The organism is Coleofasciculus sp. (genome assembly GCF_046539235.1).
Lineage (GTDB): Bacteria > Cyanobacteriota > Cyanobacteriia > Cyanobacteriales > Coleofasciculaceae > Coleofasciculus.
Window position 1 is genome coordinate 1 of record NZ_JBKHHI010000192.1, and the last position, 11981, is coordinate 11981.

An 11981-nucleotide genomic window follows, 5' to 3' on the forward strand; every position below is an offset into this window, starting at 1 on the left:
GCCCCTACAGAATACCTCTATTGAACCTTTCACCGATAATCTCGATACCTGAATCCGGGCGGGTTTAGTTACATCTAGGTGCAACGGAAAGGATAATAGTAAAACCCGCCCCTACAGAATACCTTTATGCTAGAACTCAACCTCTCTCCTATTTATTACCGCACCGGATTAAACTCACCGGTTCCCTTTCCCGGATTACCCGCCAACGCCTCTGCTTACGCCCATCAACTGCAAACCTACTGCGCCGTTACCCGCACCCGAAATTACGCCCAAGTTTCCAGATGGTGTCAAACCTGTGAACTCGCCCAAACCTGTGAAGTCGCCCAACTCGCACCCCTCCCCCAACATGGCACCCTTTGTATCACTAACTCCGCCGTAACAGGGGGTGGGAAAACCCTCGCCGCCTACGCTTATGGCGTACAACATTGTTTAACCGGTGATAAAGTTCTCGGTGTCTATCCCACCAATGAATTATTACATGACCAAAAACGAGCAATTTATCAACTCTTCCAAACCATTCATAAACGCCCACCAACCGAAGGCATTGATGGGGAACTCCTCATCGTTGATGGCGAATTCCTGCGTCAAGAAAAAGATGCCGGAGAACAGAACATCAAACTCATCGAATATATCCTCAAACGCGCCAAAATTGTCCTCACCAATCCCGATATCCTCTATCTCTTGTGCCATCATCTCTATGCCAGTAGTCGGGAACTCACCGGGCGTACAATTACCGCCTTTTCGATTTTAATCCGAGATTTTCGCACCATTATTTTTGATGAATTCCATCTCTATAACAGCAAACAGCAAGCCGCTGTCCTCTGGTTGGTGGGATTATCAGCCCAGTTATTCTCCACCGTCGAAACCCCTCACCCCCATTCCTTTATTTTTTCCTCCGCTACTCCCCTAGACGAAGCCGGATTCGCCGAAAAATTGGCAGCATTGAACACTTTGGGAGTATCAACTGTCACGATTCAACAACCCGGTGAATCCCACGGACGTCCCGTCATGGAAGCGGTAAAACTCCGCCTAGAATCAGCCAATTTACGGGCGTGGCAAGGCGAAGGAAAAGCCATCGAATTCCTGCCAGAACTTCAACAATTACTCCACCAAACTCCCCACCATCGCTGTCTCTATGTCATGGATGCAGTGGCGGCGGCGCGGCGATTAAAACAGGAGTTAACTCAGCTATTTAATCCAGATGATGTAGGCGAGGCACATGGTTTTGTGCGTCCAGAGGAAAAGCGTCAAGCCTTGCGAAAACGGCATACCACAGGGACAAGTGGAATAGAAGTCGGCATTGATTTTACTGGGGACTATTTCAAAGACATATTACTCTTTGAAGCCCGCACCAGCGCCCAATTTTTACAACGGTTAGGGCGGATTGGGCGCAATGGGCGAGAGGGAGGAGAAAATATCGCGATCGCAATTGTCCCCCCAGAGGTTTTAAACTGTTTACTGGAGTACCCTCAGCTTCCTCAACCCTTTAACCGCATCCACCTGCCCAGGTTGATTAATCATGGGTTTCGTTATTTTAATCCGGAAGGATTTGTCGGGTATTTAGAACGCTATGCACCCTTAGAAGCTGAGTATACCAGTCAGATATATCTCAAAGGATTCGAGTATGGCAAAAATCCCGTCACCGGAAACTGGGAAGAAACCCAAGAACGACGCATCACCCGCAACCAATTAAATGAATTGATTCAAACCCTCTATCCGGGTCATAATCGTCAAACCGCTTACAAAGAGCTGAAACAATTACTCGCCAATGGCACAATTAGTGGGATTCTGGGGTTTCGAGATGGCGGCGGTGTCGTGGAAGCCAATATCTATCGCGCCATTGGTGGAAAACGGGAGAATGGCAAGCCCTTAGATGCAGATTTTTCGCCCTTATTAAATCTAGAGATTCCCTATTTCGACTCTCCCAAATCTCAACAAGCCCAGACCTTTCCATTTCACAGTTACAGCTTAACCTATTTATTACGTCGCACCCACTGCCGCTTTATCACAGCAGCAGAATTTTCTGACTATTTACAGCGCTATGACTCTTATCCCGAAGCCCAAACCTATCTCAAGCAACTTGCACAAGCAAACCCAATGATTTACGCCATTGTATTGGGGGATTTACCCAAACCACGTCGGTGGCATTTTTATTCTAATTCCGGTCAATATCGCTGGGTGAAGCAGGGGATTAAACAGAAAAGAGACTATCCGATTCTAGAAAAGGTGAGACGGATTAGCGGATTATCGGTAGAACTAGAAAAAACTGAGGCGGCGCTAGATATCGATATCCTGAATCAAGCCCTAGAAAAACGAGACGCGATCGCGTATATTGGAAAAGGGAATGCCTTTCGCTATGCCATCGAGACCCATCTCCCCCCCTTATTTGAACTCCATCCCTTCCGCTGGGGAGCATCTGAGGCACAGTATTATCTCGCCTTTGACTTAAACGCCTTTTTTCTCAGTAGCCTGGACAGTGTTAACCCAGCTTGTATTATTTAAGGGTAGGGTGGGCAATCATTGGTGTCAACTTAAGGTGAAAAGCTTTTCCCTGTGAGACGAAAGAATCTCGTTGCCTTAATCTTAAAACCCCCCTTAGTCCCCCCTTAGCAAGGGGGGAAACCTTCCCTTCCGGTTCCCTCCCCTTGATAAGGGGAAGGTTAGGGTGGGGTTATATCAAGGTATTGCTTTCTTGTAAGCTTAAGTTGACAAGCATGGTGGGCAATGCCCACCCTACATAGAATAAATCGACATCATTTCCTGGGCAATCTCACCAAACTCCTTTACCAACCAACCCGGTTCAACAACTTCCACAAACGGAAGATATCCCAACAGACGCCGTTTAGCCCAAAAATAATTCGTCGTCTGGGCGTGAATCAACATAGCATCCGGATAGCGATCGCACGGGTCAGGAATCGGTTCATCTTCCTGGTAAAATCGTGGTGAGTACCCTTTCGCAATCCGCCCCCAAACCCGAAAGGAAATCGGATAAGTACGAGGCGGTTTCGGGACAAACTTAAACGGCAATACCTGCACATCCCCAACAATCCGGTCAATCCGAAACGACTGTTCATAGGTTTTCCCCACCTTATAGCCAATTAAATACAATCGTCCATCTTTCCAATCCAACCCCATCGGTTCAATTTGATGATGCAGGGGTTTTTCCCGTTCCCGCGCCAGATAATCAAACTCCACCTGTTGATGAACCCGACTGGCATATTCCAGTTTACCGATAATCTCCTGATACGCGCTAAAATCCATTAACATATCAGGCGCCAGACTCACCTCCGTTCGCACTTGCAACTTCTGGCGTCCCGAATCCGTTAACAATTGAGTAATTTCCGTTAACGCCGCCGCCGAATGACTTAATCCAGAATCCGTTAACAGCTTCAAGGCAATTCGCAAGGCTTCCAGCGTCGCATCAGATAGAGTAATCGGAAACGCCGGATGAGTCAAAACCCGCTGCTGTTGAATCACCTCCAGAGAAAATCCCCAATCCTTCAACCGAGACAAATCATTCTGAACCGTCACCCGGTCTGGCTGATGAGCCGTATCATAGAGTAAGCGATCGCGTAACTCAGCCATAGAATGGGGTTTTTCTGACAGATACCGCAACAGATACAGCATTCGTTCAGTTGCGGCGTAGGAACTTTGTCGCTTCGTCATCAACGCTTCATTCCTTCATTCATTCATTCATTCATTCGTTCGTAGTAGGCACTTTAGTGCCATCCAAATCCCCCTTTTTAGGCAAAATGCCAAAACCTTCCACATTGGCGTCAACATCGGGAACAAGCGGGGAAAAATCGGATAGCCACACTATTTGTAGTGCAATAACACTGACTTTAGAGTTTGTAGTAAGCGCTTCAGCGCTTCTGGCACGCTTCGTGCCTACTACAGACAGTAGTGCAATTGACTACAGTTACTCCGCTATTATCCCAGTATAGATTGTTTACAACCAGCCAATAATGCCTGCCAGTCTACTGATTCACTTTTTCCCCCAAAGCGAACTCTCCCGCAGCGCCGCCAGTGGTAAATGGTTACACGGATTAGTATTTGAACTCTTTCATCGCCTCGATGCAGACTACGCCGAACGATTGCATCAACAAAAAGACTACAAACCCTTTACCCTATCCCCCCTCCTCACCAGCGGAAAAGACAGTAAAATTCATCCGGGACAACCCTGTCGGGTACGCCTAACCCTCTTGGATGAGGAAAGGTTAGGGGAATTATTAAACGTTCTCATTGACATACAACCCTTAGAATTAGTCTTAGCCCATACACCCATTAGTTTAGAAAAAGTAGAAGCCTCACCCAAACCCGAAAATACCTGGGTTGCCTATCAACCGTGGCAAGAGTTATTAGAAATACCCGCCCAACGATTTATTACAATCAAATGGCATTCCCCCACAGCGATTAAACAAAAACACCGCAACTCCCTCTTTCCCATACCCGAAACCCTATTTTACACCTGGCAACAGCGCTGGCAAAAGGTATCACCGATTCCCTTAACCCAGGTATTTTCTCCAGACGATTGGTTTACCCATTCTCAAATCAGCAACTACCAGTTACAAACCACAACGGTTCGCTTTGGCAGTTTCAAACAAAAAGGCTTTAAAGGGTGGGCAACCTATGAAATTACTGGCGATGAACTCATCCAGCAAACCGCCGCCATTTTAGGTCAATTTGCCTTTTATTGTGGCACAGGGTATAAAACCACAATTGGCATGGGACAAACCACGCGAGAGGAGTAAACCCATACCTGTAGGGGCGGGTTTGACAACTATCGTTTCTTCTCTCACCCCGATGCAAAGAAACCCGCCCCAACCCTGTCGTAAATTTACCCCAAAAACCCATGAACACCGATGAAATTTTCGTCCCCATCGCCGCCCTAAATAACTACAACTATTGTCCCCGATGTTGCTGGTATATCTATGTCGCCGGAGAATGGATTGATAATGAATATACCATCGCTGGCACCCGCCACCATCAACGAGTCGATGGAGGAGAATTTTCTAGTGAAACAGAAGTTAAACAATGGCGGGCGATGCCCTTACATACCCATCAGTTAGGCTTAATCGGTAAAGCCGATTTAGTCGAGGAAGTAAACGGGCAAATTTATCCAGTCGAGTACAAAGTAGGACCCAGTGCCAAATGGCGCAATGACCATCTGCAACTCTGCGCCCAAGCCTTGGCATTAGAAGAAATGTTAGCCGTTAAAATTCCCCAAGCGTATATGTATTATGCCGCCAGTCATCAACGAATTGCTGTAGAAATGACCCCCCAATTACGCCAGCAAACCGAACAGACAATTGCCGCTGTGCGAGAGATGCTGATAACTGGAAGTTGTCCACCCAATCCTTATAAACCCCAATGTCGAGGATGTAGTTTATCTGAGGTTTGTTTACCGAAAGAAACGGAGAAAGCAAGGCGACATTTATAAAACAATGTTGCTTGGTTCATGGCAAAGCAATTAGAAGCCTCAAAGAACCAATGACCAATGACCAATGACCAATGACAAAGGACAAATTATGTCAATTTTATTTCTGGTTGAACAAAATACCCTAGTCCGCCAGGTGGATGAACGATTGGAAGTTTTTAAGTATAAACAGCGCTTAATGGATATACCTTTATGTAAATTAGAAGCCGTTGTTGTTTATGGTCAAGTGGTTCTAACCACGCCAACCTTACGGATATTAAATCAGCGGTCTATCCCCATCAGTTATCTGTCGGAAAATGGGCGAACTATCGGCACATTGCTACCGGAACCCAATCCCAATGCCTTGTTGCGATCGCGCCAATATAAAGCTAGTTTTGATCCCGATCAAACTTTGGCGATTGCCCAACAATTTATTCAGGGTAAATTGTTTAATCAACATACTATTTTAGCGCGATTTTCTCGCCAAGACAAGCGGTCAAAACCCATAGAAGCAGCATTGAAATCTTTAAAATGTTGTCAAAAACAGGTCGGAACAGCGGATTCCTTAAATTCAATTCGCGGTTATGAAGGACAGGGGGCGGCGTCTTATTTTGGTGTTTTAGGCGAACTTTTAGCACAGACACCCTGGAATTTTTCTAAGCGAACTCGTCAACCGCCCACTGATCCGGTCAATGCTATGTTGGGGTTTGGCTATGCCTTACTTTATGGTGATTGTCGGGCGGCGCTGCATACCGTTGGACTTGATCCGTATCAGGGATTTCTCCATAGTGAACGCTATGGGCGAGCCAATTTAGCCTTGGATTTAATGGAAGAGTTTCGCGCTATTTTTGTGGATGGGTTAGTGTTAACGCTGCTGCGAAATGAATCCTTGAAGCCAGACTTATTTGTTGAGCATCCCGGCGGGGCGGTATTATTAGGGGATGAGATGAAAAAGCGGTTGATTAAGGCTTACGAAGAACGCAAGTTAACCAAGTTCAAGCATCCGGTGTTTGAGATGAAGGTTGATTATCGCCGAGCGTTGATTTTACAGGCGCGGTTATTAGCGAAACATCTGATGGGTGAATTGGAGGCGTATTTACCTTTAAAGATTCGGTGATTTTATCCCTAGGGGGAAATATAAGCTGTTCGGCATTTAAACCATAATGTCAAGAATTGCTCTCATCCTTGCCGTAGTAGTGCGTTTAGCGAAGCCATGCCGCAGGCTTTAGCGAAGCCATGCCGCAGGCTTTGCATCTTGCTCGCTACATTGAGCATCTTGCTCGCTACCCATTCCCAATTTAAATGCGTGACAGCTTACCGCCGTGTGGGTTTACCCCCCTTGTGTAGAGACGTTGCATGCAACGTCTCTACAACCCTTTGCCTGTTCCCTATTGCTTTTAATCATGCCAGAGGAAAATTTTTACGTCATCAGTTATGACATTTCCGAGAACAAGCGCCGCACCAAAATCCATAAGTGTTTAAAGTCTTATGGCGAATGGAAACAGTTTTCGGTATTTGAATGTCGTTTAACGGCTACTCAATATCAAAAGCTGCGTCATCGCTTGGATAAATTGATTAAACCGACAGAAGATAGTATTTTGTTTTATCGATTGGGACAATGTTGTCAGCGTCATGTTGAGCGGATTGGCTGTGCCGCCCCCCGTCAGGATGATGTATTTTTGGTTTAGGGGTAGAAACTGTAACCTTTTTGTCTCGGCGATTGAAATCGCAGCTAGACAAACAAAGTCCGCCTGCGCGGACTGCACTATTAGCACAAATATCACGCTCCTTAAGCTAAGTTCGTAGTAGGCACGAAGCGTGCCAGAAATGCTCGCATCGCTTATTACAAAGTCTAAAGTCAGTGCCATTCTTATTAGCATTTGTTTCCTTCGATATCAGAATGGCTTTGCGAGTCACCTAGGCTCTGGAATTTAGCCGAATCATCCCAACGGCTGAATCCCTTATCTGTTAAGGGTTTGCCGCGATCCTAACCCCAAAAGCGTCTCGCAAAATCTGTAATGCTTGCTGTGTAAGGCTTTGAGAAAATGTTGGATAGTTGTTTTTTGGCTAATATGCTGTATAATTGGATATCAGAGGACGTTGCCTCGCAAGTCGTTGTTAGATTGCTCTCTAGGAGCGGGTTTCGAGGATCGGCGTTCCAATTAGGACAGATCTCCAAAGGAGATTGAAACACGTAGTACGGAAGGCGAACGCTCTCGGATTGTGGTTCCAATTAGGACAGATCTCCAAAGGAGATTGAAACGTAGATTAGGGTACAAAGAACTTGACTAAGACTGATGTTCCAATTAGGACAGATCTCCAAAGGAGATTGAAACATTGATAAGAAAAAACCAAAAGGACAGCAGCTAAAGTTCCAATTAGGACAGATCTCCAAAGGAGATTGAAACAAATCAAAGTCAAAGATGCCTAGCTGGTCTGGGTAGTTCCAATTAGGACAGATCTCCAAAGGAGATTGAAACATCAGGAACGGTTAGCGGCGATGCCTGAATCGGATTTGGCGGCTGAAGGGTTCCCAGGTTCCAATTAGGACAGATCTCCAAAGGAGATTGAAACAACTATAAAACTTGTACTTCAATTACTGAAAGTAATGACTGAAAGTTCCAATTAGGACAGATCTCCAAAGGAGATTGAAACCGTGAAACCGGATTCTCTGGGAATGAGAACGTTGGGTTCCAATTAGGACAGATCTCCAAAGGAGATTGAAACGCGGGATAAGTTTTTGGACAGAATTCCGCCAGTTGTGAAAAAGTTCCAATTAGGACAGATCTCCAAAGGAGATTGAAACAGTAACTCTCTGAATTCTAAGCTCGGGTCTTCTTTGTTCCAATTAGGACAGATCTCCAAAGGAGATTGAAACCGGATTCTACCAGGATCAGTCTTTCTCCATCTTCGCGTTCCAATTAGGACAGATCTCCAAAGGAGATTGAAACTCATGTGAAACTCCACAAACTATGGAAGCCCCGATAGTTCCAATTAGGACAGATCTCCAAAGGAGATTGAAACTCTTGATTTCAGTCTCGTTCGCGGACTCAGTGAGCGTTCCAATTAGGACAGATCTCCAAAGGAGATTGAAACGCTTGTTCATGACGGCTGCTAGTGCCGCCGTTTCTGACGCCGTGTTCCAATTAGGACAGATCTCCAAAGGAGATTGAAACAAAGCCATTCGGATCAATGTTTGTCTTAGATGCGGTTCCAATTAGGACAGATCTCCAAAGGAGATTGAAACAGATATTCACTGCCTCTAACTGCTGTAGGTATCCAATGTTCCAATTAGGACAGATCTCCAAAGGAGATTGAACGGGCGACCCGAACCAATTGAGTGGAATGGTGTTGTTAATTTAGTAGGACTTACGCTTTCTTTACGGCACAGGCACTACCTGTAGGGGCACGGCATTGCCCATTAGTGTCAACTTAAGGTAGAAAACCAATGCTGGCAAGGTTTTAAACCGTGTCTATCTACTCCTCAACATTTTCCCCCTCATCCCCTAACCCCAACTCCGGACCGTGGGGAGAAGGGGAACCAGACTCTCTTACTCCCCTCTCCCTTGCAAAAAAAGCGAAGCATCCTCTGTCATCCCCCCTCTTGTAGGGGGGAACGAGGGGGGTCGGAGAGGGGCTGGGGGTGAGGGGTTGAGCTTAAGTTGACACCAATGGGCATTGCAGTGCCCCTACTATATGTGACGTTTGTGCGTAAGTCCTGTTTAGGGAAGCGGGTCGCCCCTACAGATAAAAATTGGCTAGGAACTAGAAATCAGGAAATGTGTAGCCTACGCCAAGGATAATACCGACATCGGTCTGATCTTCGATAAAACCAATATTAATCGATCCGTTGGCGACAAAGGAACGCGACAAGGGTACATCCACACCCCCAGTGAACAAGAATCCGATGTTGTCATCCCCATCCGTTGACAAGGCGACACCCCCGCCTAAAAACGGGGCGAAGCGGACAGGTTCAAAGGGATCAACACGGGGAATCAGAAAGTCGTAAGTCAAGGGGATCATAAAGACTGCATCATCGCCAATTATCACACCAGGTCGCAGGGATATATTACGAGACAAACCAATTTTGCCATTTATCACAAAACCAGCATCCCCTAAACCTGTCTCATCACCATCATCATCTTCGGTTAAACCAATGTTGACACCAACCCCCACATAGTTAGGAACGCCGCGAGTTCCTCGGCGAATATCCAGGTCAGTTTGAGCCAGAGTCCGGGACTCATTCAACAGGATTTCTGCGTCCTGAGTCGGCTGTAGGGTCAGCGCATCAGCCGAGGAGTTCAGGGATTCGGGGACAGATTGAGTCGCCAGAGCATCCTCTTGACTGAGACGCTTTAAGGGTGAGGCTGGAGAATCTGCAAGGGTTGGATTAACCGAACTCTGGGCGGTAGCTGAATTGTTGGTGAGTCCTTTACTCCAGGACACAGAGGGAGTCGGTGATTCTACAGTAGCAGTAGGTATGGGTGTAGCTTCTGGCAGTGAAGACCCAGCCTGGAGATTGATTGCATCTTGAGTCAGTGCGGGATCACCTGTCAGTCGATTAACCCAAACATTGGCGGGTTCAGCCGTCCCCTCGGTGCGTACCTCAGCCGCAATGGATTCTAGGCTAGTCAATGATCCCCCTGGACTGGAGACTTGAGCGTGAACAGGTAAGGGATGGTTCCCCATTGTGACTATCCCTAAACCAACGCCGTAAGTAGCGGAGCGTAAAAGATGATGTTTCAAGGTCACTCCTCAACAAAAAATTCAAAGATTGAAATCAGCAAAACCGATTTGCTTATTATTGTCTAGGATTGCCGTTTCCTAGCCACTAAGTCAATATACTCATTGCATTGACGACCTTTTCAGAAATAAAAGGGAGAAGGTCTTGATTTTGACTATGAGTTTTGCTTTGAGTGAATACAACCAGTAGATAAGGTAACATTGACGGGATCTCGATGTAAGCCGCATCATGGCGCACTTGAGATGAACAGCCGGATTTAGACCACAACTGAGCTTCTGGCGGAAGACCAGCCCCTAAGAATCCAGTAATCTGATGATTATCATCTTGGACATCGGCTGGATTCAGACTGCGTTTTAGCAGACTCATCATCACCTGCGATCGCACTCCAGAAACCGCCACTCCACCCACGATACTATGGAGTAGCCGTGCTGTGGCATTGGTGGTGAGCATATTCCGATTTTCCATCAAGGTTCCCATAAATAGCCGTTCCCGACCATAAGGTCCATCACTCCAGGTTTTTTGATTGATGTTAATCGATTCTAAGTCTTGCCAACCCAGAGATTGAAAATAACGATTAACGATATTACGTTGTAGCTTCCAGGTTTCAAACGGACCAGGGCTTAACTCAGGACCACTGGTTGTCCCACTCAAGACATCGACGACTAAACTTAAGGCATCATGGCTAGAGTCAACAATCATCGCCCGAATCGCCCGTTCCAGTTCATCTGATTCTCCTACCATAGAGGTTTCTAACCATTCTTGGATGGCTACCAGATAAAATAGGGCAACCAAATCCGCTGGGTAAATTCGCTCAACCCCCCGATAACTAAAGCCTCGGACGGGATATTTCCAAAATTCATCCGCCGAAAGCGCCCCCCCTGTATTGACGGGGATGGGGGGATCATAGACCATCCAGGTGAGAGCAATTTGATTGCGGGCGAATCCAGGAAACTCTAACCAGGTGGCGTCGAGAATCTCTGTGCCAATTTTTTCCAGTTGGTCGTCCTTACGAAAGAATGTCATAATCGGGTCTCAACGAGTTGTGTCAACTCTTGCCAATATGGTTGTATTCCAAGAATTATCTGAATTAAAACATGGTGAGTACATCTGCCGTGTTAATTTAGACCTCTATGATTCTCCCGCTTGTGCGAGTTTAGCCACGCAAGCGGCGGCTGGACGCCATTTACAACCCCTGTTATCGACAGTGAGGGAGCAGGCTGTAGAGGTGCAGTTATGTGAGGATGGATATAAGGGTTGGTTACGAGTCGAGGATATCACTCAACTGGAAATCGCCTCTCAACCTTATCATGCGATCGCACTCTCCCGCTCTCAAATCCAAGACCGACTCCCAGAGGTGATAGGGTTTACCAAAAAAGCCATGCAGCAGCCGAATTATTACCTGTGGGGGGGGACTGTGGCACCTAATTATGATTGTTCCGGATTGATGCAAGCAGCATTTGCGGCGTCGGGAATTTGGTTACCGAGAGATTCTTATCAGCAGCAGGCGTTTACTCAATCAATTCCTTTAGCAGAAGCGCAAGCGGGTGATCTGGTTTTCTTTGGCACACCTGAGAAAATCAATCATCTGGGTCTTTTTTTAGGCGATGGCTATTATATTCACAGTTCGGGGAAAGAAGACGGTCGTAATGGGATTGGAATTGATCGGCTTTCGGATCAAGAAAATAAGGTAAGTCAAACCTATTATCTGCGATTTAGAGGAATAGGGCGGGTTATTGCTAGTTATTGTGCCTGATAAGTGGGTGGACACAATTAAAGTTAACGGTTGAGATTAGGGAACAGGGAACAGGGAACAGGGAACAG

At 46.4% G+C, this 11981-nt stretch carries 9 protein-coding genes and 1 CRISPR repeat array; of the genes, 6 read left to right on the forward strand and 3 right to left on the reverse strand.

Features of this window, described 5'->3' with window-relative positions; genetic code table 11:
• The first annotated feature begins 126 nt into the window (after positions 1 to 126).
• Positions 127 to 2502 (forward strand): type I-D CRISPR-associated helicase Cas3', encoded by a 2376-nt coding sequence (gene cas3 / locus ACLFWI_RS17135; protein ID WP_446413922.1) that lies wholly within the window; start codon positions 127 to 129, stop codon positions 2500 to 2502.
• A 231-nt stretch (positions 2503 to 2733) separates the two neighbouring features.
• On the opposite strand, the gene ACLFWI_RS17140 is transcribed toward cas3, so the two are convergent.
• On the reverse strand, positions 2734 to 3666 hold the full coding sequence (locus ACLFWI_RS17140; protein WP_446410138.1) for a helix-turn-helix transcriptional regulator: 933 nt from the start codon (positions 3664 to 3666) through the stop codon (positions 2734 to 2736).
• Positions 3667 to 3965: 299 nt separating this feature from the next.
• Here ACLFWI_RS17140 and cas6 point away from each other — a divergent pair, with 299 nt between their 5' ends.
• From cas6 to cas2, 4 genes are all read left to right on the forward strand, one after another.
• Positions 3966 to 4751, forward strand: coding sequence for a CRISPR-associated endoribonuclease Cas6 (cas6, locus tag ACLFWI_RS17145; RefSeq protein WP_446410139.1), 786 nt, complete (start codon positions 3966 to 3968; stop codon positions 4749 to 4751).
• Between the two features lie 101 nt (positions 4752 to 4852).
• Positions 4853 to 5440, forward strand: coding sequence for a CRISPR-associated protein Cas4 (gene cas4, locus ACLFWI_RS17150; protein WP_446410140.1), 588 nt, complete (start codon positions 4853 to 4855; stop codon positions 5438 to 5440).
• A gap of 64 nt (positions 5441 to 5504) precedes the next feature.
• Positions 5505 to 6533, forward strand: coding sequence for a CRISPR-associated endonuclease Cas1 (cas1, locus tag ACLFWI_RS17155; RefSeq protein WP_446410141.1), 1029 nt, complete (start codon positions 5505 to 5507; stop codon positions 6531 to 6533).
• A gap of 286 nt (positions 6534 to 6819) precedes the next feature.
• A complete protein-coding gene (gene cas2 / locus ACLFWI_RS17160) occupies positions 6820 to 7104 on the forward strand; it encodes a CRISPR-associated endonuclease Cas2 (RefSeq protein WP_446348148.1) in 285 nt (94 codons plus the stop codon).
• A 467-nt stretch (positions 7105 to 7571) separates the two neighbouring features.
• Positions 7572 to 8737: a CRISPR direct-repeat array (repeat unit 37 nt; unit sequence GTTCCAATTAGGACAGATCTCCAAAGGAGATTGAAAC).
• A gap of 444 nt (positions 8738 to 9181) precedes the next feature.
• Here the strand turns inward: cas2 and ACLFWI_RS17165 are convergent.
• Positions 9182 to 10162, reverse strand: a complete 981-nt coding sequence (locus tag ACLFWI_RS17165; protein WP_446413923.1) for a hypothetical protein — start codon at positions 10160 to 10162, stop codon at positions 9182 to 9184.
• 85 nt (positions 10163 to 10247) lie between these two features.
• Positions 10248 to 11183, reverse strand: a complete 936-nt coding sequence (locus ACLFWI_RS17170) for a serine hydrolase (RefSeq protein ID WP_446413924.1) — start codon at positions 11181 to 11183, stop codon at positions 10248 to 10250.
• Between the two features lie 37 nt (positions 11184 to 11220).
• Here ACLFWI_RS17170 and ACLFWI_RS17175 point away from each other — a divergent pair, with 37 nt between their 5' ends.
• Complete coding sequence (locus ACLFWI_RS17175) at positions 11221 to 11913, forward strand: C40 family peptidase (RefSeq protein ID WP_446413925.1); 693 nt, start codon at positions 11221 to 11223, stop codon at positions 11911 to 11913.
• The last annotated feature ends 68 nt before the right edge of the window (positions 11914 to 11981 follow it).

Bases quoted from the DNA above. Each gene is read 5' to 3' on its own strand.
- cas3 (WP_446413922.1), top strand. From the start codon at position 127: ATGCTAGAACTCAACCTCTCTCCTATTTATTACCGCACCGGATTAAAC.
- ACLFWI_RS17140 (WP_446410138.1), bottom strand. From the start codon at position 3,666: ATGACGAAGCGACAAAGTTCCTACGCCGCAACTGAACGAATGCTGTAT.
- cas6 (WP_446410139.1), top strand. From the start codon at position 3,966: ATGCCTGCCAGTCTACTGATTCACTTTTTCCCCCAAAGCGAACTCTCC.
- cas4 (WP_446410140.1), top strand. From the start codon at position 4,853: ATGAACACCGATGAAATTTTCGTCCCCATCGCCGCCCTAAATAACTAC.
- cas1 (WP_446410141.1), top strand. From the start codon at position 5,505: ATGACCAATGACAAAGGACAAATTATGTCAATTTTATTTCTGGTTGAA.
- cas2 (WP_446348148.1), top strand. From the start codon at position 6,820: ATGCCAGAGGAAAATTTTTACGTCATCAGTTATGACATTTCCGAGAAC.
- ACLFWI_RS17170 (WP_446413924.1), bottom strand. From the start codon at position 11,183: ATGACATTCTTTCGTAAGGACGACCAACTGGAAAAAATTGGCACAGAG.
- ACLFWI_RS17175 (WP_446413925.1), top strand. From the start codon at position 11,221: ATGGTTGTATTCCAAGAATTATCTGAATTAAAACATGGTGAGTACATC.